General features: G+C 72.7%; 22 protein-coding genes. 11 read left to right on the top strand and 11 right to left on the bottom strand.

Annotated features, from left to right (window positions below; translation table 11 throughout):
- Positions 1-278: 278 nt before the first annotated feature.
- On the top strand, positions 279-1,058 hold the full coding sequence (locus OHB00_RS14660) for an endo alpha-1,4 polygalactosaminidase (protein ID WP_406434991.1): 780 nt from the start codon (positions 279-281) through the stop codon (positions 1,056-1,058).
- Positions 1,059-1,080: 22 nt separating this feature from the next.
- On the opposite strand, the gene OHB00_RS14655 is transcribed toward OHB00_RS14660, so the two are convergent.
- Positions 1,081-1,878 carry an adenosylcobinamide-GDP ribazoletransferase gene (locus tag OHB00_RS14655; RefSeq protein WP_406434989.1) on the bottom strand — a complete coding sequence of 266 codons (798 nt, stop codon included), beginning with the start codon at positions 1,876-1,878 and terminating at the stop codon, positions 1,081-1,083.
- A gap of 81 nt (positions 1,879-1,959) precedes the next feature.
- Between OHB00_RS14655 and OHB00_RS14650 the strand changes: the two genes are divergently transcribed.
- Positions 1,960-2,769 carry a hypothetical protein gene (locus OHB00_RS14650; protein ID WP_406434987.1) on the top strand — a complete coding sequence of 270 codons (810 nt, stop codon included), beginning with the start codon at positions 1,960-1,962 and terminating at the stop codon, positions 2,767-2,769.
- Here the strand turns inward: OHB00_RS14650 and OHB00_RS14645 are convergent.
- The 3 genes from OHB00_RS14645 to cobT form a co-directional block, all read right to left on the bottom strand.
- Positions 2,664-3,428 (bottom strand): hypothetical protein, encoded by a 765-nt coding sequence (locus OHB00_RS14645; RefSeq protein ID WP_406434985.1) that lies wholly within the window; start codon positions 3,426-3,428, stop codon positions 2,664-2,666. The genes OHB00_RS14650 and OHB00_RS14645 overlap by 106 nt on opposite strands.
- A 10-nt stretch (positions 3,429-3,438) precedes the next feature.
- Positions 3,439-5,259, bottom strand: coding sequence for a phosphatidylglycerol lysyltransferase domain-containing protein (locus OHB00_RS14640; RefSeq protein ID WP_406434983.1), 1,821 nt, complete (start codon positions 5,257-5,259; stop codon positions 3,439-3,441).
- A 382-nt stretch (positions 5,260-5,641) separates the two neighbouring features.
- The gene (gene cobT / locus OHB00_RS14635; protein WP_406434981.1) at positions 5,642-6,712 is read right to left on the bottom strand and encodes a nicotinate-nucleotide--dimethylbenzimidazole phosphoribosyltransferase; all 1,071 of its coding nucleotides are present in this window, start codon (positions 6,710-6,712) and stop codon (positions 5,642-5,644) included.
- Between the two features lie 151 nt (positions 6,713-6,863).
- Here cobT and OHB00_RS14630 point away from each other — a divergent pair, with 151 nt between their 5' ends.
- The gene (locus OHB00_RS14630) at positions 6,864-7,841 is read left to right on the top strand and encodes a class I SAM-dependent methyltransferase (RefSeq protein WP_406434979.1); all 978 of its coding nucleotides are present in this window, start codon (positions 6,864-6,866) and stop codon (positions 7,839-7,841) included.
- 178 nt (positions 7,842-8,019) lie between these two features.
- On the opposite strand, the gene OHB00_RS14625 is transcribed toward OHB00_RS14630, so the two are convergent.
- Positions 8,020-9,219 carry a bifunctional adenosylcobinamide kinase/adenosylcobinamide-phosphate guanylyltransferase gene (locus OHB00_RS14625; RefSeq protein WP_406434977.1) on the bottom strand — a complete coding sequence of 400 codons (1,200 nt, stop codon included), beginning with the start codon at positions 9,217-9,219 and terminating at the stop codon, positions 8,020-8,022.
- A gap of 211 nt (positions 9,220-9,430) precedes the next feature.
- Between OHB00_RS14625 and OHB00_RS14620 the strand changes: the two genes are divergently transcribed.
- Complete coding sequence (locus OHB00_RS14620) at positions 9,431-9,643, top strand: hypothetical protein (protein ID WP_406434975.1); 213 nt, start codon at positions 9,431-9,433, stop codon at positions 9,641-9,643.
- Between the two features lie 50 nt (positions 9,644-9,693).
- Here the strand turns inward: OHB00_RS14620 and OHB00_RS14615 are convergent, their stop codons facing one another.
- The 3 genes from OHB00_RS14615 to OHB00_RS14605 form a co-directional block, all read right to left on the bottom strand.
- Positions 9,694-10,764 (bottom strand): S1C family serine protease, encoded by a 1,071-nt coding sequence (locus tag OHB00_RS14615; RefSeq protein WP_406434973.1) that lies wholly within the window; start codon positions 10,762-10,764, stop codon positions 9,694-9,696.
- Positions 10,765-10,837: 73 nt separating this feature from the next.
- Positions 10,838-11,539, bottom strand: coding sequence for a class I SAM-dependent methyltransferase (locus OHB00_RS14610; protein WP_406434972.1), 702 nt, complete (start codon positions 11,537-11,539; stop codon positions 10,838-10,840).
- 83 nt (positions 11,540-11,622) lie between these two features.
- The gene (locus OHB00_RS14605) at positions 11,623-12,297 is read right to left on the bottom strand and encodes a DUF3043 domain-containing protein (RefSeq protein ID WP_406434970.1); all 675 of its coding nucleotides are present in this window, start codon (positions 12,295-12,297) and stop codon (positions 11,623-11,625) included.
- A 199-nt stretch (positions 12,298-12,496) separates the two neighbouring features.
- Between OHB00_RS14605 and OHB00_RS14600 the strand changes: the two genes are divergently transcribed.
- The 5 genes from OHB00_RS14600 (at position 12,497) to OHB00_RS14580 (ending at position 18,270) form a co-directional block, all read left to right on the top strand.
- Entirely contained in the window at positions 12,497-13,288 is a 792-nt protein-coding gene (locus OHB00_RS14600; protein ID WP_093503936.1) for a PspA/IM30 family protein, read from the top strand.
- 28 nt (positions 13,289-13,316) lie between these two features.
- Positions 13,317-13,595: a hypothetical protein gene (locus tag OHB00_RS14595; RefSeq protein WP_406445779.1), complete on the top strand. Its 279-nt coding sequence runs from the start codon at positions 13,317-13,319 to the stop codon at positions 13,593-13,595.
- A 146-nt stretch (positions 13,596-13,741) separates the two neighbouring features.
- The gene (locus OHB00_RS14590) at positions 13,742-14,998 is read left to right on the top strand and encodes a sensor histidine kinase (protein WP_406434968.1); all 1,257 of its coding nucleotides are present in this window, start codon (positions 13,742-13,744) and stop codon (positions 14,996-14,998) included.
- Positions 14,995-15,678 carry a response regulator gene (locus OHB00_RS14585; protein ID WP_406434966.1) on the top strand — a complete coding sequence of 228 codons (684 nt, stop codon included), beginning with the start codon at positions 14,995-14,997 and terminating at the stop codon, positions 15,676-15,678. The genes OHB00_RS14590 and OHB00_RS14585 overlap by 4 nt, the downstream gene beginning before the upstream one ends.
- Positions 15,679-15,981: 303 nt before the next feature.
- Positions 15,982-18,270 (top strand): protein kinase domain-containing protein, encoded by a 2,289-nt coding sequence (locus OHB00_RS14580; RefSeq protein ID WP_406434964.1) that lies wholly within the window; start codon positions 15,982-15,984, stop codon positions 18,268-18,270.
- A gap of 28 nt (positions 18,271-18,298) precedes the next feature.
- Here OHB00_RS14580 and nadA read toward each other — a convergent pair whose 3' ends face one another.
- Entirely contained in the window at positions 18,299-19,483 is a 1,185-nt protein-coding gene (nadA, locus tag OHB00_RS14575) for a quinolinate synthase NadA (RefSeq protein ID WP_406434962.1), read from the bottom strand.
- A gap of 242 nt (positions 19,484-19,725) precedes the next feature.
- On the opposite strand from nadA, the gene OHB00_RS14570 reads away from it, so the two are divergent.
- A complete protein-coding gene (locus OHB00_RS14570) occupies positions 19,726-20,082 on the top strand; it encodes an iron-sulfur cluster assembly accessory protein (protein WP_030951236.1) in 357 nt (118 codons plus the stop codon).
- A gap of 73 nt (positions 20,083-20,155) precedes the next feature.
- Here OHB00_RS14570 and OHB00_RS14565 read toward each other — a convergent pair whose 3' ends face one another.
- Both OHB00_RS14565 and OHB00_RS14560 read right to left on the bottom strand, forming a co-directional pair.
- Complete coding sequence (locus OHB00_RS14565) at positions 20,156-21,940, bottom strand: hypothetical protein (RefSeq protein WP_406434960.1); 1,785 nt, start codon at positions 21,938-21,940, stop codon at positions 20,156-20,158.
- Positions 21,941-22,044: 104 nt separating this feature from the next.
- Positions 22,045-22,254, bottom strand: coding sequence for a hypothetical protein (locus OHB00_RS14560; RefSeq protein ID WP_406434958.1), 210 nt, complete (start codon positions 22,252-22,254; stop codon positions 22,045-22,047).
- Positions 22,255-22,387: 133 nt separating this feature from the next.
- Between OHB00_RS14560 and OHB00_RS14555 the strand changes: the two genes are divergently transcribed.
- Positions 22,388-23,362: a carbohydrate kinase family protein gene (locus OHB00_RS14555; RefSeq protein WP_406434956.1), complete on the top strand. Its 975-nt coding sequence runs from the start codon at positions 22,388-22,390 to the stop codon at positions 23,360-23,362.
- Positions 23,363-23,413 lie beyond the last annotated feature (51 nt).

Here is a 23,413-nt window from a genome sequence, read left to right as displayed (position 1 = left end):
GTGGTGGAATCTCGCTTCCGATGTTGAGTTGCAGTGGCCGAACGGGTGGGTCGACCGGGCCCGGGAAGCGGCCCTGGGCAATGCCCTCGGGGCGCGTTGCGACCGGGGGCCTTCACCCTGTCGGCGAACACCCGGGACGAGCCTACGCGTGTGTATGCGCTCGCTCGTTCCTACGGGCGTTCACCTGGCGGTGGCATCCGGGCCACTTGCCGTCCCGCGCCCGGCATGGGAGATCATCGACCAGGTAACCCGCCGGCCGCCCTGGAGCTCACACCGTGATGTCCCGTACCCCGCCTCTGCTCGCCCTGCTGCTCCTGCCGGTCGTGCTGTCCGGCTGCACCCGGGCCCCCGAGGACGTGGGGCGCTGGCAACCGCGGCCCGGGGTCAGCTGGCAGTGGCAGCTGAGCGGCCGTGTCGACACCTCCGTCAAGGCATCCGTCTACGACATCGACGGCTTCGACCAGTCGAAGGCGACGGTCGCCACGCTGCACGGCAAGGGCCGCAGGACCATCTGCTACATCTCCACCGGCGCCTACGAGGACTGGCGCCCCGACGCGAAGAAGTTCCCCGCGTCGGTGCTCGGCCGCGGCAACGGCTGGGAGGGCGAGCGCTGGCTGGACATCCGCCGTACGGACGTGCTGAAGCCGCTGATGGCGGCCCGCTTCGACATGTGCAGGAAGAAGGGCTTCGACGCGGTGGAGCCCGACAACATGGACGGCTACAAGAACCGCACCGGCTTCCCCCTCACGGCGGCCGACCAGCTGCGCTACAACCGGCTCATAGCCCGGCTCGCCCACGACCGGGGCCTGGCGGTGGGCCTGAAGAACGACCTGGACCAGATCCCGCAGCTGGTGCGGGACTTCGACTTCGCGGTGAACGAGCAGTGCGCCCAGTACGGCGAGTGCGACGACCTGAAGCCGTTCATCAAGGCGGACAAGGCGGTCTTCCACGTGGAGTACGAACTGCCGGCGAGCGAGTTCTGCGGCCGGTCACGGAAGTTGAGGCTGAGCTCGCTGGAGAAGAAGTACGAGCTGGGGGCGTGGCGGAAGGCCTGCTGAAGCGCCCGTCCACGGCCCTCGTTCAGTGGCCGCCGATCGAGAAGACCACCAGGGCCGCAGTAGCCGCCACCTCCGCGAGCGCCCCGAACACATCGCCCGTCACTCCGCCCAACCGCCGTCGGCAGTGCCGCAGCAGCCCGTCCGTCGCGGCCTCGGCCACCACCACCGCGAGCAGCGCCCGCAGGCTGTCGCCCGCCCCGACCAGCGCCCCGGCGCCGGCTGCCAGCAGCATCACCGCGAACGTGACCACGGTCGCCCCCACCTTGGGCACCACCCCGGCCACCGCCGCCCCCAGCCCCTCCGGCCGGGCGGCGGGCACCCCCTCCACCGCGGCCAGCGTCAGCGCCAGCCGGGCCACCGTCGCCGCGACGACCGCCGCCAGGGCACCCCGGGCCCACCCGTCGCCGTACGCCTGGGCCAGCGCGGCCACCTGGGCGAGCAGGACGAGGACGAGCGTGATGACCCCGAACGGTCCGATGTCCGACTGCTTCATGATCCGCAGGGCGTCCTCGGCGGGCTTGCCGCTGCCCAGACCGTCGGCGGTGTCGGCGAGACCGTCCAGGTGCAGCCCCCGGGTGAGCACGGCCGGTGTCGCGACGGCGGCGACCGCGGCCAGCAGCGCACTCGCCCCGAGCACCACCAGCAGCGCGCCGACCGCCCCCGCGCAGAGGCCGATCGCGAGGCCGGCCAGCGGTGCGGACAGCATGCCGCCGCGGGCCGCCTCGCGGTCCCAGCGGGTGACCTTCACGGGGAAGACGGTGAGCGTGCCGAAGGCGAAGCGGACGCCGTCCGGCCAGGGAGTCGCAGAGGTCGCAGCCACCGGCGCAGGTTACCCGGTGGTCAGCAACGGCCGGGCCCCTGGCCACCCGGCCGGGAGAACGGCCAGGGATAAAGTGCGCACATGGGACATTGGCTGGAGCGGAACATCATCGAGCCGGGCAAACTCCCGCTGCTGCTGGCCCTGACCGCCTTCGTCCTGACCTTTGTGATCACCCGGGTCATCACCCGGCTCATCCGCGCCGGAAAGGGCCCCTTCGGCAACGTGCGGGCGGGCGGCCTGCACATCCACCACGTGGTCCCCGGGGTCGTCCTCGTCGTCATCGGCGGCTTCGGCGCGGTCGCCAGTTCCCGCAACGGTCTCGGCGCGGCCCTCGCCGCGGTCGTCTTCGGGATCGGCGCGGGGCTCGTCCTCGACGAGTTCGCGCTGATCCTGCACCTCGGCGACGTCTACTGGACCGAGGAGGGCCGCAAGAGCGTCGAGATCGTCGTCATCACGGCCGCCCTGGTGGGGCTGCTCCTCGCCGGGTTCTCGCCGTTCGGCGTCAACGACCTCACGGCGGACGAACTCCAGGACCGGGGGACCGTCATCGCGAACGTGGTGGCCAACTTCGGTTTCTCCCTCGTCGCCCTGAGCAAGGGCAAGACCCGCACGGCGATCTTCGGGGTGATCGTCCCGCTGGTCGCCATCGTCGGCGCGGTCCGCCTCGCCCGCCCCGGCTCGGCCTGGGCCCGCCGCTTCTACGGCGACCGGCCGCGCGCCCGGGCCAGGGCCGGACTGCGCTCCTACCACCACGACCGCCGCTGGTCCCGGCTCACCCGGACCCTTCAGGACTGGATCGGCGGCAAACCCGACCGCCCCGAACCGGCACGGCTGCCCGGCCCTGGCCCCGGACCCGGCCCCGGACCAGGTCCTGACCCCGGCCGCCGATGACGCCGGCGGTGCCACCGTCGCCGCCCCACCGGCACCACCGTGCACAGCGCGGCCACGCCCGCGATGGCCGCCAGGTGCTCCTTGCCGGCGAGGTTGTCCTTCAGCCCCACCTCGACCACCATCGCGGCCGCCACCGCCCCCGCGGTGACGTAGGCGCCGTACCGCCAGCCCAGGTAGACCGCGAGCCCGACGACGGCGGCCGACGGCCCGGTGTCCACCACCCGGGCGTCCGCGGCCGGCAGACCCAGCGCGTGCGGCCCCAGCGCGATGCCGGCCCGGGCGTACAGCGTGCCGGCGAGGGTCGCCACGTACCCGACGGCCAGGGTCCGCCACCAGCCAAGGCACACCTCGGCGATGCCGAACACCACCAGGATCTGGAGCAGCGCGCCCCACACCGGCAGGTCCAGGGCCGGCACGAACAGCGACAGGGGGGTGCGCAGCAGTGCCGCCCAGAGGGGGTCCGCCACGCGCACCGCCCCGACGTCCTGCACGACCCGGTAGCCCCACGACTGGTTCTGGGCGAACTGCAGCAGCGCGGTCAGGCACACCGCCCCTACCGTCATCGGCACCGCCCGCAGCCGGCGCTTGGCCAGCGGGCCGCGCACGGTGGCGTACAACAGCCCCCATTCGGCGCGGCCCCAGCGGGCGGGCGGCTTCATGCGGTGGTCCTCATCCGTGCGTGTCTCGCGATGTGGCGTGGGGTGTGTCCGTCCGGGTTTCCAGGTGTTTGCGGTGCACCCACTTCGGCAGCCCCGGCGCCTCCAGGAACCCCTCGGCGCGCGCCGACGCCAGGCCGATGCGGGGCAGGTCCGCGCTCTTCTCGAAGAGCAGGAACCGGGGTTCCCAGATGGGCCGGTACTTGGCGTTGGCCCGGTACAGCGACTCGATCTGCCACCACCGGGAGAAGAAGCTCAGCAAGGACCTCCACAGCCGCAGCACCGGTCCCGCGCCGAGACGCGCACCACGTTCGAAGACCGAGCGGAACATCGCGAAGTTCAGCGAGACCTGCGTGATCCCGATCTCTCCGGCGCGGCGCAGCAGTTCGATGACCATGAACTCCATCAGCCCGTTGTCGGAGTCCCGGTCCCGCCGCATGAGATCGAGGGAGAGCCCGCCCGGCCCCCAGGGCACGAAGGAGAGCAGGGCCCGCAACTCCCCCTCCCCGTCCGTGCACTCCAGCATCACGCACCGCCCGTCCCGGGAGTCCCCGAGCCGGCCCAGCGCCATGCTGAACCCGCGCTCGGTGGCCCCGTCCCGCCAGTCGTCGGCGCGCCGGACCAGGTACGACATCTCGTCCGCCGGGATGTCCTCGTGCCGGCGGATCCGCACCGCGTACCCCGCCCGCCCGACCCGGTTGCAGGCCTGCCGTACGGTCCGCATCGCCCGCCCCTCCAGCGTGAACTCGGCGACCTCGACGATCGCCTCGTCCCCGAGTTCCAGCGCGTCAAGCCCGTGCCGCGCGTACACGGTCCCGGCCTCCTCGCTCGCCCCCATCACCGCGGGGATCCACCCGTGCGCCCGCGCCTCGCCGAGCCACGGCACGATGGCCCCCGGCCAGGCCTCGGGATCCCCGAGCGGATCGCCGGAGGCGAGGCTCACCCCGCCCACCACCCGGTACGCCACCGCCGCCTTGCCGGTCGGCGACCACACCACGCTCTTCTCCCGCCGCAGCGCGAAGTACCCGAGCGAGTCCCGCTCGCCGTGCCGCTCCAGCAGCGCCCGCAGCTGCTTCTCGTCGTCCTCGGTGATCGGGTCGACGGCGCGGCGGGAGCGGAAGGCGGCGTAGAAGACGGCGAGCACGAGGAGCGTGCTGAGCACGTTGATGACGACGTTCACCCAGTTGGGCGGGGCGATGTACGGGAACCGGGAGGGGTCGGCGGCGACCGACACCAGGCGGAGGGTGCCGTAGTGCCAGCGCTCCAGGAACGTCGAACGCGCGGCGTGCGGTGCCTGGTCGGTGGCGGTCACCAGGAGGGCGGCGAGCAGCGAGGCGGCGAGGCCGCCGCCGACGGCGACGGTGGCGGCGAGCCGCGGGTTGGACCGGTCGCCCTTCGCGTAGAACTCCCGCCGGCCGACGAGGAGCGACCCCACGAAGGCGGCGGTCAGCACGATCGAGATCCAGTTCTGCGCGTACCGCCGGATCTCCGGGAACGCCATGGCGAACGCGAACAGTGCGAGGAAGAGCCCGCTCAGCACCAGGTTGAGAATCCACGCGGCCCGCTTGCGCCGCCGCATGGTGATCGCGAGGAACGCGGTGAACACACCGGAGGCGAAGCCGGCGGTCAGCAGGTACGGCGTGAAGAAGTTCTCCTGGTTGTGCCGCCGCACGTCCTGCCCCAGCGACAGCCACACCGCGCTGAGGAAGTTGACGAAGGCGACGGCCCGCAAGTACCACACAGCAAAGGCGGCGGCCCGCCCGGAAACCCCGGCACCCCGCCGCCCCGCCGCACGTCCATCACACCGCTCCACGGCAATTCGGACATCTCCCATGGAGAGCGATCATATGGGCGTCACCACATCAAACCCCGCCACACGCCCCCTGTTTCCGCCGGGCATACGGGGGCCGCGGGGTCTCGCCGCTGCCACCACCGGTCACATGCCGGGTGCCGGACCGCTGTGGCTGGTCGCGCAGTTCCCCGCGGCCCTGAGGGGTGCCGCTGTCGGCGCCGGCACGTACCGGGTGCGGGGCCGCTGTGGCTGGTCGCGCAGTTCCCCGCGCCCCTGAGGGGCGTTTGTGCCGGTTGCCCGGGTCGGCGCCCCGCTCATCCCTGTCGGCTTCACGCTTCTGCCGGTCTCTTCTGCCCGCCGCAACGGCGATCAGCCGGGACGGCGCGCCCCGGCGGTGCCGTCCCGGCCGTGCCCCGTCGGCTCGTCAGTCCTGCGGCTTCTCCTCGGCCTCCGGCTTCTCCGGGAGTTCCGCCGCCAGTGCCGCCGCGGCCTGGACCAGCGGCAGGGCGAGCAGCGCGCCCGCGCCCTCGCCGACCGTCACGCCCTGCGAAAGGAGCGGCTCCAGGGCCATCCGGTCCAGCGCCTTCGCCTGCCCCGGCTCCCCGCTGTCGTGCCCGGCCAGCCACCAGTCCGGCGCCCGGAACGCGATCCGCTGGGCGACCAGCGCGCACGCGGCCGCCACCACCCCGTCCAGCACCACCGGCAGCTTCCGCACCGCCGCCTGCAACAGGAACCCGGTCATCGCCGCCAGGTCCGCCCCGCCGACGGTCGCCAGCAACTGCAACTGGTCCCCGAGCACCGGCCGCGCCCGCCGCAGCGCATCCCGGATCGCCGCGCACTTCCGCATCCACGCGAGGTCGTCGATGGCGAGCCCGCCCCGCCCGGTCACCACCGACGCGTCCGTCCCGCACAACGCCGCGACCAGCACCGAGGCCGCCGTGGTGCCGCCGACGCTGACGTCGCCGAGCACCACCAGATCGGTCCCCGAGTCGGCCTCCTCGTCGGCCAGCGCGCCCCCCGCCCGGAAGGCCGTCTCGGCCTCCTCCAGGGTCAGCGCGTCCTCGATGTCGATACGGCCGCTGCCCCGCCGCACCCGGTGCCGTACGACCTCCTCGGGCAGCGAGTCCGGGTCGCAGTCCAGCGCCATGTCGATGATCCGCACGGGCACCCCGAGCCGCCGGGCCAGTACCGCCACCGGGCTGGCCCCCTCCAGGATCGCCCGCACCAGCAGCTCCGCGCTGCCCGCGGGCCGTGCGGAGACGCCGAGTCCGGCGACGCCGTGGTCACCGGCGAAGAGCAGGACCCGAGGCCGTTCGACCGGCCGTACCGGTACCGAACCCTGCGCCGCGGCCAGCCACTCACCCAGGTCGTCGAGGCGGCCCAGCGACCCGGGCGGCACGATCAGCCGCTCCCGGCGCGCCTCGGCGTCACGGCGCACACCGCCGTCGGGACGCTCGATCAGATCGGTGAAGTCGTCGAGATTAAGCGAGCTCATTCGCCGAACAGTACCGGCACCGAACGAACGCTTCGGCGCCAGATCGACACCACACCCGCACGGCGCCTTGGCACGGAAGATCGGTATCCCATACGTTCCGGTTTGCAGTGGATTGCGTTCATGGAGTACAGGGAGCTACAGGGAGCCGCCCATGCCGCCGCCCACGCCCGAACCCGCCCCGGGCCCCGACCGGTTCCACGAGCCGCGCCGCGAGGACTGCCCCTGGTGCGGCTCCAGGCGCCTGCGCACCCGCCTGCGCACGCCCGACCTCCTCCACCACCGGCCCGGCACGTTCACCGTCGACGAGTGCCGGGACTGCGCCCACGCCTTCCAGAACCCCCGGCTGTCCCCGGCGGGCCTCGCCCTCTACCACCGGGACTTCTACGACGGCCGCCTGGAGGACTACGCCGACCGCCTCCACGCCACCCGCGGCGGCCGCCGCCGGCACCGCGCCGCCGCCCGCGTGATGCTGGCGGTGCCGGAGCCGGAGAGCTGGCTGGACGTCGGCACCGGCCACGCCCACTTCCCACGCCAGGCGAAGGAACTCTTCACCTACACGTCCTTCGACGGCCTGGACCCGACCCTGCGCGTGGCGCGGGCCCAGGCCGAGGGCCACATCGAGGAGGCCCACTGCGGCTACCTGGCCGCCCCGGAGGTGCTGGCCCGGCTGCGCGCCCGCTACGACGTCGTCAGCATGTTCCATCACCTCGAACACACCCCCGACCCGCGCGCCGAACTCCGCGCCGCCCTCACGGCGCTGCGCCCCGGCGGCCATGTCCTGATCGACGTCCCGAACCCGCGCAGCGCGTACGCCCGGCTCCTCGGCAAGTGGTGGATCCCCTACGGCCAGCCCCGCCATCTGCACCTGATGCCGCTCGACAACCTACGGGCGGAACTGGAGTCCCAGGGCTGCGAGATCCTCAGAACCGACCGGAGGTCGCCCCACACGCCGTACGACATCTCGGCGGCGCTCGGCCTGGCCCTGGGCCGGCTCCTGCCGAAGCGATGGCTGCGGGCGGCGGCGCCGCTGATCGCCGCGGCGAGCGCCGCCGACCACGCCCTGGCCCCGCTGCTGCGCCGGACGCCGTTCTCGAACGCGTACCGGATCGTCGCGAGAAAGGGGTGGTGAGGGCCGTCGCGCGGCTGCGGGCCGGTGGGGGCGGGCCGCGCAGTTCCCCGCGCCCCTCAGGTTTCAGCCGCGGGCAGTCGTGCCTCCCCCAGTGCCTTGAGGGCCTGGGAGGTACCCCCAGACGGCACGGGTGGGCGGCACCCGGCAAGCGCCGGTGAGCGTCCCCACCCCGGCCCCACTACCTCAGCACCACCACCTGCCCCGCCACCACCAGCACCACCTGCTCGCACTCGTCCGCGAACGCCGCGTTCAGCCGCCCCAGCTCATCCCGGTACCGCCGCCCCGACGCCGTGGCGGGCACGATCCCCGACCCCACCTCATTGGAGACCGCGACCACCGTCCGCCGACTCGCCCGCACCGCGTCCGTCAGCTCCCGCACCCGCTCCCGCAGCGCCTTCTCGCCGCCCGACGCCCACTCCGTGTCGTCCCACGCCCCGACGGAGTCCATCGCGTCCGTCAGCCACAGCGACAGGCAGTCGACCAGCAACGGCGGCCCGTCCTCCGCCAGCAACGGCACCAGGTCGCACGTCTCCGTCGTACGCCACGACCCCGGCCGCCGCTCCCGGTGCGCGGCCACCCGCTCCGCCCACTCGGTGTCCCCGCCGCGCGTACCGCCGGTGGCGACGTACAGGACGTCGGGGAAGGACTCCAGCCGCCGCTCGGCCTCCACGGACTTCCCGGACCGGGCCCCGCCGAGCACCAGCGTCCGCCGCGGTACGTCGGGCACGTCCTCGTACACCCCCACCGTCAGCGTCGTACCGTCCGGCACCGCCCGCGCGCCGGCCGCCGCCAGCCGCCGGCTCAACTCCGGGCCGGGCGGCACGTCGTGGTCGAGATGCACGGCGACGACATCCGTGGTCGGCCCGGCCGAGCCGACCGCCCGCAGCCGCGCCAGCGCGTCGGGGCGCCCCACGACGTCGAGGAGCAGCAGGTCGTACGAGTCCGCGCTCCCGTTCGCCAGCCCGGCCGGCGCCCCGCCCGGCGGCAGGTACAGCAGCCGTTGTCCGTCGGGGCCGGTCACCGCGTACCCGGTGCCGCCCGCGTCCATCGCCACCGCCCGCACCCGATGCCCCGTCAGCAGCGCCAGCTCCCGCCCGTCCGGCACCCGCGCCGGCTGCGGCAGCCCGGCCGGTACCTCGACGGCGGGCCCGTCGTGCGGGTGCGACAGCAGCACCTGCCGTACGCCGCCGAGCGACCGCCCGGCCCGTGCCGCCGCGAACGCCGCGCCCGGCGTCAGATCGAGCAGCAGCGTCCCGTCGACGAGCACCGCGGTGGCGGCCCGCGCGTCCGCCCCGACGGCACACGCGCAGACCGCACAGGAACAACCGGGCCGAGGCAGCCCAGCGGGACCACCGGTACCGAGCAAAGTCACTTCCACGCCTCGATTTTCACCCGTCCCGACGGTTCCCGCTCCGGCGGACACCCCTGCGACGCGCCCCAAGGGGCGCGGGGCCGTATTCACATGCGGCTCCGCCGCGTGGGCGCGACAAGCCCCCACCGGCCCGGAACCGGCCCACAACCAGCGGAGTCGTATCGACGCCCCCGTCCCACGGCATACGATGCATCAGTTGGATCAAAGGGAGGCCTACATGGCGGCATGGACGTGGCGGTTCGAGAAGGCCGACGGGACGGAGGTCCAGCCCGCGGTGGAGCCCGAGGAGTTCACCACACAGGGCGACGCCGAGTCGTGGCTCGGTGAGCAGTGGAAGGCCCTGCTGGCCGGCGGCGCCGACCAGGTGCGGCTCTACGAGGACGCCACCGAGATCTACGGCCCGATGAGTCTGCACGCCGACGAGTCCTGAGACGTGCCGGTCCGGGGCGGCCGCCGTCGGCCGCCCCCGCCGGCGCCGGGTCACTGCTCGCCCAGCGTCACCTCCACCGTCCTGGTGATGCCCTCCCGGCTGTAGGTCACCGCCGTCTTCTGCCCCGGCCGGTCCGAGGCGAGCGACTCGGCCAGTGAGGTGATGGTGGTGATGCCGTCGTGACCCACCTTGGTGATGATGTCCCCGGGGCGGATGCCCGCCTTGTCGGCCGCGTCGCCCGGCTTCACCGTCACCACGGCCACCCCGGCCGGCTGGTAGTCCACGTCGACGACCGTGCGCCCGGTGATGCCGAGCGCGGCCCGGCCCGAGTCGGTGACCTTCCCCTGCTTGATGATCTGGTCGGCGACCGTCGTCACCATCGACGCCGGGATGGCGAACCCGATCCCCGGTGCCGCGCTGCCGCCCAGGTTGGGATCGCTCGCGGCCAGCGTCGGAATGCCGACGACCTGGCCGTCCAGGTTGACCAGGGCGCCCCCGCTGTTGCCGGGGTTGATGGCCGCCGAGGTCTGCACCATGTTCGGGATGGTGGCGCCGGTCCCGCCGCCCGCGCTGTTCTCGCTGACGGTCCGTCCGGTCGCCGACACGATCCCCTCGGTCACGCTGGACGACAGCCCGAGCGGTGACCCCATGGCCAGCGTGATCTGCCCGACCTGGACCTTCTCGGTGTCCCCGAAGACGGCCGCCTTCAGGCCCTGCGGGATCCTGTCGAGCCTGATGACCGCCAGGTCCTGCTGGGGATAGGAGTACACCAGGGTCGCGGTGAGCGGTTCCTCCGTGTTGGCGGTCGTCACCTTGAACTTCTTCTCGTCCCCCACGACATGCGCGTTGGTGACGATGTGTCCGTCGCCGTCGTAGACCACGCCCGAGCCCAGGTCGCTGCTGGCCTGGATCTGTACGACCGACGGCAGGACGTTCTTGATCACCTTCTGGTACTGGTTCTGCAGATCGGTCGCCGCCGGCGGGACGGCCGCCGCCCGGACGGCCGAGGTGTCCGCCGTCGCGTCGCTGCCGAAGGCGGAGCACCCGGAGACGAGGGCGAGGCAGCAGCAGCCGAGCGCGGCGGCCGTACGGAGGGTCCGGCGGGCAGGGGAAGCGTCCATGCCCCGAGTCTCGCCGCGGCGGTGACGCTCCGGCGCGTGCTGCTGGCCCGAACGAGCGGCACCGCGGCAGGAGTCAGCCGCGGACCCCGCACAGGTGCAGCAGTGCCGCGACCGCCCGGTACGGATCCGTCCGCCCGGCCCGCTCCTCCACCGCGAGCAGCGTCTCCAGGCCGGCGGGTGGTTCGGCGTCGTCCGCGGCGGTGTCCGTGAACACCCGTACCCCGTACCAGGACTGCAGAGGTGCGCCGATGCCGGCGAGGGCTCCGGTGAGCGTGCTCAGCCGGTCGGCCCGGACGTCCAGGCCCAGCCGGTTGCGGTAGGAGACGGTGTCGAAGGCGTCCAGGGCGCCCGCCCAGTCGCCGCTCAGCCCCGGCCGCATGGCCAGCGCGTCGGCGTTGCGCACCAGCAGGGACAGCAGCCCGCCCGGGGCCAGCATCCGGGCCAGCCCGGCGAGCAGCGCGTCCGGCTCCGCGACGTACATCAGCACCCCGTGACAGAGCACCACGTCGAAGCTGCCCGGCAGGAAGTGGACGCCGGTGTCCCGCCCGTCCCCCTGAACGATCCGCACCCGCTCGCGGATGCCTTCCGGCTCACCGGCCAGGGCCTCCCGCGCGGCCGCGACCATCGTCGGTTCCCGCTCGACGCCGGTCACGTGGTGACCGGCCCGGGCCAGCCGCAGCGCCTGCGTGCCCTGGCCCATCCCCACGTCGAGCACCCGCAGCCGCTGCCCGACCGGGAACCGCCCGGCTATCTGCTCGTCGAGCTGCCGGGCCACCAGCTCCTGCCGTACGACATCACGCAGCCCGCCCAGCCTGGTCAGCCAGGCCTTCGCCGCACCCCCGGAGAACGGCTCTGCGCTCAGGGCCGCTCTCCGCGCTTGACCTGCGGCTTGGGCAGCCGGAGCCGGCGCATCTGGAGGGAGCGCATCAGGGCGTAGGCGACGGCGCCCTTCTTGTTCTGGTCGGGGAAGCGCTCGGCGAGACGCTTGCGCAGCCGCAGGCCGCTGATCGCCGCGTCGAGCACGATGAGCACGATCACGACCAGCCACATCAGCAGCGCGATGTTCTTGATCGCCGTGTTGTTGACCACACTCATGACCAGGATGACCACGGCCAGCGGCAGGAAGAACTCCGCCACGTTGAAGCGCGAGTCGACCCAGTCGCGTGCGAACCTGCGGACCGGGCCCTTGTCACGGGCCGGCAGGTACCGCTCGTCGCCGGTGGCCAGCGCCTGGCGCTGCCGCTCCATGGCGGTGCGCCGCTCGTCGCGCTGACGCTTGGCGGCGTCCTTGCGCGTCGTCGGCGTGCTGGCCACGCTGCGCCGCTGGGTCTGGGCCTCACTGCGCTTGGGCGTGGGCCTGCCCTTGGGGGCCTGCGGGTCTCGGGTCTGCTTGGAGTCGGTCATGCCCGCCTTGTCGGCGGGGGCCTTCTCGTCCTTGGCGCGGCTACGGAACACAAAACCCAAGGGTAAGGGGTGGTGGGGTGTGGGCCCTAGTCCGGCGGGGAACGATCCCGCAACGCCAGTCGTCTCCATGGGGGACAGAGGGGACGTTGCAGGCGCTTCGCTCGGGGGCTCACCTACTACCTGTGCCGGAGCGGAGCTGTCGGTAGTCGTCCTTGGGGATGAGCGCATCGGTCCCCGAACAGTGCGGTAATGGAGGCAGGGCCCGTACTGTGGGTTCTGTCGCAGGATCGGTGAGCTGGAGTCCGTCAGAAGGGGGCGCGCGAAGCCCATGAGCGGTGTCATGAAGCGTATGGGGATGATCTTCCGCGCGAAGGCGAACAAGGCCCTGGACAGGGCCGAGGACCCGCGCGAGACCCTCGACTACTCGTATCAGAAGCAGCTGGAACTGCTGCAGAAGGTCCGCCGCGGCGTCGCCGACGTGGCGACCAGCCGCAAGCGCCTCGAACTCCAGCTGAACCAGCTCCAGCAGCAGTCCACCAAGCTGGAGGACCAGGGCCGCAAGGCGCTCGCCCTCGGCCGTGAGGACCTCGCCCGCGAGGCGCTCTCCCGCCGCGCCGCCCTCCAGCAGCAGGTGACCGACCTGGAGACGCAGCACGCCACCCTCCAGGGCGAGGAGGAGAAGCTCACCCTCGCGGCCCAGCGCCTGCAGGCCAAGGTGGACGCCTTCCGTACGAAGAAGGAGACCATCAAGGCCACCTACACCGCCGCCCAGGCCCAGACCCGCATCGGCGAGGCCTTCACCGGCATCTCCGAGGAGATGGGCGACGTCGGCCTCGCCATCCAGCGCGCCGAGGACAAGACGCAGCAGCTCCAGGCCCGCGCCGGCGCCATCGACGAACTCCTCGCCTCCGGCGCCCTCGACGACCCGACCGGCACGGCCAAGGACGACATCGCCGCCGAGCTGGACCGCCTCTCCGGTGGTACGGATGTGGAACTGGAGCTGCAGCGCATGAAGGCCGAGCTCGCCGGAGGTTCGCCCCAGCAGGCGATCGAGGGCGGCACCGGCCAGGGCCAGCAGTCGCAGCAGCCGCAGGACACCCCGCGCTTCGACAAGCAGTAGCCGACGCCTGGAGGGCGAGATGGCCGACATGGTCGTGAGGATCATGGGGGAGGGCCAGGTGAGGCTGGCCGACAGCCACCTCACCGAACTCAACAAGCTGGACGACGAGCTCCTCGCGGAGATCGAGTCCGGCGACGAGGCAGCCTTCCGCCGCACCCTGACCGCTCTCCTGGACAAGGTCCGGGACCTGGGCGCACCGCTCCCGGACGACGCCCTGGAACCCTCGGACCTGATCCTCCCCTCCCCGGACGCGACCCTGGAGGAGGTCCGGGCACTGCTGCGGGACGACGGTCTCATTCCAGGCTGACGGCTGGGAAACAGCCCGTCCGGCGTTCGAGGACGAGGCCGTCCAGGCCGAAGCGGGGGTCTGGGGCGGCAGCCCCCGCGGGCGGTGCCCGCCGCGGGCCGAACCGACAGTTCCGGCCCGCACGAACCAGCCGTACTGTTCACAGCGTGAGCCCCTTCGAGAGAGCCCGCTGCAGAGCCGGCGCCCATCCGCTCGCCGTGGACGCGGTCATCGCCGCGGGCGCCCTCGTCTGCATGGTCGTGAGCTCCTTCGCCGCCCCGCACGGCGCACACGGCGTCGCCTGGGGCATCCGCACCCCGGCCCCCCTCAGCCTGGTCCTGATGACGCTGGCCGCCGCGGCCCTGGTCTTCCGCCGCCACGCCCCGAAGACGGTCCTCGCGGTCACCGGCGCCGCCTCCGTCGCGGAGTGCGTCACCGGCGACCCCCGCGCCCCCGTCGCGATGGCGGCCGTGATCGCCCTGTTCACCGTCGCCGCCACCACCGACCGCCGCACCACCCTGCGGGCCGGACTGCTCACCATGACCGTGCTGACCACCGCCGCGATGGTCGCCGGCCCCCTGCCGTGGTACGCCCAGGAGAACCTCGCGATCTTCGCCTGGACCGGCATCGGCGCCACCGCCGGGGACGCCGTCCGCAGCCGGCGGGCCGTCGTCCAGGCCATCCGCGAGCGTGCCGAGCGCGCCGAGCGGACCCGTGAGGAGGAGGCCCGCCGCCGGGTCGCCGAGGAGCGGCTGCGGATCGCCCGGGACCTGCACGACGTGGTCGCCCACCACATCGCCCTGGTCAACGTGCAGGCGGGAGTCGCCGCGCATGTCATGGACAAGCGGCCCGACCAGGCCAAGGAGGCCCTCGCCCACGTCCGCGAGGCCAGCCGCTCCGCGCTGAACGAGCTGCGCGCCACCGTCGGTCTGCTCCGCCAGTCCGGCGACCCCGAGGCGCCCACCGAGCCCGCCCCCGGCCTGCACCGTCTGGAAGAGCTGGCCGACACGTTCCGCAACGCCGGCCTCCAGGTCGAGGTCGCCCGCGCCGACCAGGGCACCACCCCGCCCGCCGCCGTCGACCTGGCCGCCTACCGGATCATCCAGGAGGCCCTGACCAACGTGCAGAAGCACGCCGGACCCCATGCCAAGGCCGAGGTCAGCGTCGTACGCGTCGGACCGCACATCGAGGTCACCGTCCTCGACAACGGCTCCGGCGAGGACACCGCCCCCGAGGCGGGCGGCGGCCACGGCCTGCTCGGCATGCGCGAGCGTGTCACCGCCCTGCGCGGCACCCTCACCACCGGCCCCCGCTACGGCGGCGGCTTCCGCGTCCATGCGATCCTGCCGGTCAAGACCGGCACCGACGACCGTACGAGCGGTCGTACGAGGGGCCGTACGGCCGCCCTGGGGGATTCCGTATGACGATCCGTGTCCTGCTCGCCGACGACCAGGCACTGCTGCGCAGCGCGTTCCGGGTGCTCGTCGACTCCGAGTCCGACATGGAGGTGGTCGGCGAGGCCTCCGACGGCGCCGAGGCGGTGCGGCTGACCAAGGAGCGCGAGGCCGACGTCGTCCTGATGGACATCCGGATGCCGGGCACGGACGGGCTGGCCGCCACCCGGCTCATCAGCGCCGACCCCTCCCTCGTCCATGTCCGTGTCGTGATCCTCACGACCTTCGAGGTCGACGACTACGTCGTCCAGGCGCTGCGCGCGGGCGCCTCCGGCTTCCTCGGCAAGGGCAGCGAACCCGAGGAACTCCTCAGCGCCATCCGCCTCGCCGCCGGTGGCGAGGCGCTGCTCTCCCCGACGGCCACCAAGGGCCTGATCGCCCGTTTCCTCGCGCAGGGCGACCTCGGTGACGCCGGCCGCGACCCGGCCCGCACCGAGCGGCTCGACGCGCTCACCTCCCGGGAGCGCGAGGTCCTGGTGCAGGTCGCCGGCGGGCACTCCAACGACGAGATCGCCGAACGCCTCGAAGTCAGCCCGCTGACCGTGAAGACGCACGTCAACCGGGCCATGGCCAAGCTGGGCGCGCGGGACCGGGCGCAGCTCGTGGTGATCGCCTACGAGTCGGGACTGGTCCGCCCGAGGACGGACTGATCTCCACCCGGGCGTACCGCGAGCGGAGTAGGGGCCGGACAAGGCAACGGGCCGACGGCGAAGGCCGGACTCACCCCGGCCGCCCTCGCCCAGTTGCTCCAGGCGGCCGGCGCGACCGTCGCGGCCGGTGGGCCTGCCGTCCGCGGAGCCTGCCCCGGCGGCCGACGAGCCCGAGCCCGCGGCCGTGTGACGGTCCCGTGATCGGCGGCCGTACCCGGAATACCACCGGGTACGGCCGCCGACGCGTTTTCCGTTCCGTATGCTGACGCCTCGAACAGCCATGCGGCGAAGAGGAGTTTGAGCGTGCCGCTGCGCAAGGACGACCCGAGGTCCGTCGGCGGTTACAAGCTGGTCGACCGGCTCGGGGCCGGCGGCATGGGCGCCGTCTACCGGGGGCGGTCGCGCTCCGGGCGTGAGGTCGCCGTCAAGGTGGTGCACGCCCAGTACGCCGAGGACCCCGTCTTCCGCTCCCGGTTCCGGCAGGAGGTCGAGGCCGCCCGCCGGGTGAGCGGCGCCTTCACCGCGCCCGTCGTGGACGCCGACCCCGAGGCCGCCCGGCCCTGGATGGCGACCCAGTACGTGGCCGGGCGCTCGCTCGCCGACCGGCTGCGCGACCGGGGCCCGGTACGCGGCGTCGAACTGCGGCGGCTGGCCCTCGGGTTGGTGGAGGCACTGCGGGACATCCACCGGGCCGGGGTGGTGCACCGGGACCTCAAACCGGCCAACGTGCTGATCGCGGAGGACGGTCCCCGCGTCATCGACTTCGGCATCTCCCGCGCGGCCGAGAACCACCACACCCTCACCGAGACGGGCCAGATGATCGGCACCCCGCCGTTCATGTCCCCGGAGCAGTTCACCGACGCCCGCACCGTCGGTCCCCCCTCGGACGTCTTCTCGCTCGGCGCGCTGCTGGTCTACTGCGTCACCGGGCGCGGCCCCTTCGACGCCGACAGCCCCTACCTGACCGCCTACCGGGTGGTCCACCACGAGCCCGTACTCGACGGCGTGGGCGGCCCGCTGCGCACGGTCTTGGAGCGCTGTCTGCACAAGGAGGCCGCCCACCGGCCCGAACTGGACCAGTTGGCACAGGAGTTGGCGACCGCCCTGCCCGAACCGGCGGCGGGCGACCCGGCGGTGTACGAGTCGCCGGAGGACGATCCGCGCACCATGGGGCTGCGCGGCGAGGCCTGGCCGGCCGGCGCGGCGACCGGCCAGGGCGCCGACTTCGACCGGACGACCGGCACCGGCTCCGGCCGCCGCCGGGGCCGGGGCCGGGGCCGGGTCCGGGGCCGCCGTACTCTCTGGACGGCGGTCGGCACGGTGGGCGCGCTGACGCTGGGGCTGCTGGGGTACATCCGGTTCGGACCGGGTTTCCCGGACGACTCCCGGACGGCGAGCTCCTCCTCGGCCTCGCGCTGGGCCGCGGTGCCCACCGGCTGGCGGGCCTGGCAGACGACGGTGTACAAGCCGGCGGACCGGGGCGAGGTCAAAGCGCTGGGCTCGGCGGCGGAAGGCCAGTCGGACTGCCTGAGCCAGGGAGCCAGCGTCTACTGCGGAGGCCACGGCGTCCTGCCGGTACGGCTGGACGGCCGGACCGGCAGGACCCTCTGGCGCGCCGGGCTCGCGGCGCCGGGCGACGACCCCACCCAGTACGACTCCTGGGTCCTCGGGGTGTACGACGGCATCGTCCTCGTCCGGGAGACGATCACCGAAGAAGGCGCCGCGGACAACCCGACCCACATCGTCGCCCTCGACGCGACGAGCGGCTCGCAACTGTGGAGCCGCAAGGTCAACGACGAGAACGTCGACCTGATCATGGCCGGCGACGTCGTGCTCACCGCCGAGAGCGACGGCCGGACGGTGACGGCCCGCTCCCCGCGCACGGGCGAGGCGCGCTGGGCCATGACGCTTCCGGCCCGTGACTACTGCACGTTCCTGTCGGCGGGCACCGACCTGTACGCGCAGTGCTTCCCCACCGAGCAGAACGCCAAGTACTCCGCGCTCCTGCAGCTGGACCGCGCCGACGGAACAGTCCTCGCGCGTCGGCAGATCCCCTTCGAGAGCGGCTTCCTCGGCGTCGTCGACGGCCATCCGGCCATGGTCCTGGCCGACGAGGAGAGCGGCTCGACGTCCCTGCAGGACTCCACGTTCGCCAAGATCCTCCTGACGGACCCGACGACCGGCGGTCAGACGACGACGAAGCTCGCGAAGACGTACCAGGGCTCGGTGACCCTCGCCTCGGACACCCTGTGGATCACCGGCGCGAACGGCGAGGTGGCGGCGGTGTCCCCGCTGACCGGCAAGGAACTCTGGCACACCCGCACCAGCGTGGAGAACTCCGGCTCCCCGACGTACGACTCCCGCACCCACACCCTCTACCTGGCCAGTCCCAGCGGCCGGGTGGCGGCTCTGGACACCCGCAAGGGCACCCTCCTGTGGGAGACCGCCCCCCGCGTCGGCACGGCCTCGACGGACGACGCGTCCGATCCCAAGGCGCTCCTCTACGGAGGCGTGGTGACCGTCATGACCCCCGACGGCACCCTCTTCAGCCTCGACCCCGCGCACCCCGAGCGGAAGTCCGGCCCGGGGTGACACACGGTGTGAACGGCTGCGGCGACGGCTACGGCAGCGCCAGCATCCGTTCCAGCGCCAGCCTGGCGAACGCCTCCGTCTCCTTGTCCACCTCGATGCGGTTGACCAGGTTGCCCTCGGCCAGCGACTCCAGGGTCCACACGAGGTGGGGGAGGTCGATGCGGTTCATGGTCGAGCAGAAGCAGACCGTCTTGTCGAGGAAGACGATCTCCTTGCCCTCCGGAGCGAAACGGTTCGCGAGGCGGCGGACCAGGTTCAGCTCGGTGCCGATCGCCCACTTGGAGCCGGCGGGCGCGGCCTCCAGCGCCTTGATGATGTACTCCGTCGAGCCGACGTGGTCCGCCGCCGCCACGACCTCGTGCCTGCACTCGGGGTGGACGAGGACGTTGACACCCGGGATGCGCTCGCGGACGTCGTTGACCGAGTCCAGGCCGAAGCGGCCGTGCACCGAGCAGTGGCCGCGCCACAGGATCATCTTCGCGTCGCGCAGCTGGTCGGCCGTGAGGCCGCCGTTCGGCTTGTGCGGGTTGTAGACCACGCAGTCGTCCAGGGACATGCCCATGTCCCGGACGGCGGTGTTGCGGCCCAGGTGCTGGTCGGGCAGGAACAACACCTTTTCGCCCTGCTCGAAGGCCCACTCCAGCGCCCGCTGCGCGTTCGACGAGGTGCAGATCGTGCCGCCGTGCTTACCGGTGAACGCCTTGATGTCGGCGGACGAGTTCATGTACGAGACCGGGACCACCTGCTCGGCTATGCCGGCCTCGGTCAGCACGTCCCAGCACTCGGCGACCTGCTCGGCGGTCGCCATGTCCGCCATCGAGCAGCCCGCAGCCAGGTCCGGCAGGACCACCTTCTGGTCGTCCGAGGTCAGGATGTCGGCGGACTCGGCCATGAAGTGCACACCGCAGAACACGATGTACTCCGCCTCCGGGCGGGCGGCCGCGTCCCGGGCCAGCTTGAAGGAGTCGCCCGTGACGTCGGCGAACTGGATGACCTCGTCGCGCTGGTAGTGGTGGCCGAGCACGAAGACCTTGTCGCCGAGCTTCTCCTTGGCGGCGCGGGCCCGCGCGACCAGGTCCGGGTCGGACGGGGAGGGCAGGTCGCCGGGGCACTCGACGCCCCGTTCGCTCTTCGGGTCGGCCTCACGGCCGAGCAGCAGCAGGGCGAGCGGAGTCGGCTGTACGTCGAGCTCCGTGGTCTGGGCGGTGGTCACGACACGCACCCTTTCTACTTTTCGTCGTTCTGACGTTATCTATCATAACTGCTTCACGTCACTTTGACGATGGCGATAGCGTCGATGTGACATCAATCCCGGTGCCGCACATGTGCGAGCATGAAGAGGTAGAGAAGAAGCGAGAACGCGAGAACGCGAACGCCGCGGCCCGGAATGAATCAGCGGACCCGCCGGTTGCACTCGTCGGCAAGCAGACTCCGTACAACCCGGGAGAGATGTAGATGTCCGTATCGGACGAGACCAGCACCGCCACCGACGGCATCATCCTGAGCGACGCCGCCGCGGCCAAGGTCAAGGCCCTGCTCGACCAGGAAGGTCGTGACGACCTCGCCCTGCGCGTCGCCGTCCAGCCCGGTGGCTGCTCCGGCCTGCGCTACCAGCTCTTCTTCGACGAGCGTTCCCTCGACGGCGACGTCGTCAAGGACTTCGGCGGGGTCAAGGTCGTCACCGACCGCATGAGCGCTCCGTACCTGGGTGGCGCGTCGATCGACTTCGTCGACACCATCGAGAAGCAGGGCTTCACGATCGACAACCCGAACGCGACCGGTTCCTGCGCCTGCGGCGACTCCTTCAGCTGAGCCGAAGGGCGAACGGCACGAAGAAGGCGGCGGCCCCTCGTCCTGAGGGGCCACCGCCTTCGTGCGTACGTGCTCAGCCCACCTGCGGGTCCAGCGTCGTCGCCTTCTCCTTCGGGACGGCCCTGCCGTCCGTGCCGACCACCTTCCGGCCGTCCAGCGGCGCGTCCAGGCGGATCGTCTGGTGGTACTGCTTGGCGATCATGACGCAGATCTTGTCCGGCCACGGCGTCGCGGTCACCTTCACCACCACCTGCTCCGAGCCCTCGTCCGCCGTCGCCTTGTAGTCGGCGCACACCCCGCCGGTGAAGGCGACGGTCAGATCGCGGCCGTCGGCCGTGTAGCCGTCCACCTTCACGTCCCTCGTGCTGCCCGCCGAGGCGCTCGCGCTCGCACTCGCCGAGGGCGCCGGCGTCGAGGCGGACGCCAGGTACTTCGGGTCCACCGCCGGATAGGTCACGGTGTACGAGTCCGCCGCGCCGCGCACCTGGAACAGCCAGGACGGGACCAGCGCCTGCCGGCCGCCGACCGACTGCGACGCCAGCCCGAACACCGCCTTGTCGATCACGGCCGAGGACGCGGACGGCGTCGACGCGCCGCACGGCTGCTCCAGCCGGTCCTTCAGCGGTACGGAACTTGCGCAGCCCCCGATGCCCATCCGGTGGCCGGAGACCGGCGCCGCGTTCAGCAGGGCCAGCGTCTTCGCGGCGCTCAGCACCGGATACGTGTCGCCCTTCGCCGGCGTGGCGAGCATCCCGTTGCCGCCGACCACCTCGCCCTGCTCGCCGACGGTCAGCCCGGTCGCCCAGCCGTAGGTCGGCAGCCCGCCGACCACCGGTTCGGCGTTCACCACCCGCTGGGCGCCCATCACCTGGCTCGCGTCGAGCTTCGCGGCGTCCTGGCCGAGCGCCTTCAGCACCGGCGCCGCCGCCTTCTCGGCGGCTGCGACGCTCACCGGGTCACCGGCGGGCGCCATCGGGTCCTGCCCGCACACCGGGCCGCTCTTGCAGTTGTCGGTGCCCGGTGCGTAGCGGCTGTACGTCCAGATACCCGGGGCGGTCCGGTTCACCTGGAGGCTCCCGCCGGAGCCGTCGTTGTCGGTGCCGACCTTCCAGACCTGGCCCTCGGCCACCGGCGTCCCCTCGACCCCGAGCGCCTTCGCGAGCGCGGCGACCCGGTCCTCGGAGACCGCGCCGGAGGGCTGGTAGACGGCGGCCGAGCCGGGGCCTGCGGGCAGCGTCCCGCTCGCCCGGTAGGTCACGCCGTAGGGGTTGGGCTCGCCCGGGGCTATGCCGTTGCCGCCGGAGGAGTAGCCGTCCAGGGCGAGGGGCGGGGGAGTGGACCCGCCGGACGCGCCCGCGCCCGCGCCGGTACCGCCGCCGGAGCCGGTGCTCGCGGCGAGGTAGGCACTGCCACCGCCGATCAGGAGGACGGCGGCGGCCACGGAGGCGATGACGAGGACGGGGGAGCGGCGGCGGGAGGCGGCGAGGTCCTCGGTGTCCGCCTCGGCTTCGGCCTCGGGCGCCGTCTCGGAAGCCTGGGGGGCATGGGAGGCACTGAGAGCCGCTTCCGGCTCGGCGGGGGAGTCCGAGGGCTCCGGGGCGGCCTCGGCGGCAGGGGCCACGTCCGGCTCGGGGGTCTCCTCCGGTTCCGGAACCTCTGCTGCGGCGGGCTCGGCGGGCTCGGCGGGCTCGGTGGGCTCGGTGGACTCCGCGGTGGGCTGCGCGTCGGCCTCTTCGGCCTCGGCGGCGGCTTCGGCCTCGGCAGCCTTCGGCGACTCCGTTGCCTGCCGGTCCTCGGGGGGCTCCCCGGTGCTGCCCGCGGCCGCGCCGTCGTCGTTCTCGGGTCGCTCGCTCTTCACCGCATCGCTCCTTGCCGTGTCGTATCCCGCCTCCCCCTCGCGGGGGACGGCGATGGGACGCGGGAGGGGAGCGCGCGGTTCCCTGGGAACGCGCCGGGCGAGACTCAGTCGCCGTAGTCGGACATCGCGTCCAGAAGCCTGGCGGACTTCTTCGGCACGGTCACCCCGTGGATGAGTGACGGCGGCACCGGACGGGCATCGCTGTGATCAGGAACCGCCCAGTGCCGGGCCATCCGGGCGCAGTCCCCGCGCAGCGACGCGAGGTCGCCGTCGAGGTCGGCCGGAGCGGGGGCGTGGACCTTGAGGTTCGTCATGACGGCACCGTACGCACGTCAGGGGCTGCGAAGAAAGATCTACTATCGGGTAGTTTTGGCACCTTCAGGGTGCCCACGCCGACCCGGTAGCGTTAACTGTCAATTACGCCTCCCCGTCAGGAGAGTCTCCGCCGTGCGCATCGCAGTCACCGGCTCCATCGCCACCGACCACCTCATGACCTTCCCCGGCCGCTTCGCGGACCAGTTGGTCGCGGACCAGCTGCACACGGTCTCGCTGTCCTTCCTGGTCGACAACCTGGACGTCCGCAGGGGCGGCGTCGGCGCCAACATCGCGTTCGGCATGGGACAGCTCGGCACCCGGCCGATCCTGGTCGGCGCGGCGGGTTTCGACTTCGACGAGTACCGGGCCTGGCTCGACCGGCACGGCGTCGACACGGACTCCGTCCGCATCTCGGAGACCCTGCACACCGCGCGCTTCGTGTGCACGACCGACGCCGACCACAACCAGATCGGCTCCTTCTACACGGGCGCGATGAGCGAGGCCCGGCTGATCGAGCTCAAGACGGTGGCCGACCGGGTGGGCGGACTCGACCTGGTCCTGATCGGCGCGGACGACCCGGAGGGCATGCTCCGTCACACGGAGGAGTGCCGGGCCCGGGCCATCCCCTTCGCCGCCGACTTCTCCCAGCAGATCGCCCGGATGAACGGCGACGAGATCCGGATACTGCTGGAGGGCGCGACGTACCTCTTCTCCAACGAGTACGAGAAGGGGCTCATCGAGACGAAGACCGGCTGGAGCGACGAGGAGATCCTCGCGAAGGTCGGCCACCGGGTGACGACGCTCGGCGCGCGCGGGGTGCGGATCGAGCGGGTCGGCGAGGAGACCATCGAGGTCGGCTGCCCCGACGAGGAGCGCAAGGCCGACCCGACGGGCGTCGGCGACGCGTTCCGCGCGGGGTTCCTCTCGGGCCTCGCGTGGGGGGTCTCGCTGGAGCGGGCGGCTCAGGTGGGCTGCATGCTGGCGACTCTCGTCATCGAGACGGTGGGTACGCAGGAGTACCAGCTGCGTCGGGGCCACTTCATGGAGCGGTTCACGAAGGCGTACGGGGACGAGGCCGCGGAAGAGGTTCGGGGCTACCTGGTCTGATCTGGGCCGCGGGTGCGCGGGGGCTGGTGGCGCCCACGCGGCGGCAGCCGC

It is taken from the genome of Streptomyces sp. NBC_00631, from assembly GCF_045206895.1.
Taxonomy (GTDB): Bacteria; Actinomycetota; Actinomycetes; order Streptomycetales; family Streptomycetaceae; genus Streptomyces.
This window is presented reverse-complemented; position numbering and strand designations above follow the sequence as displayed.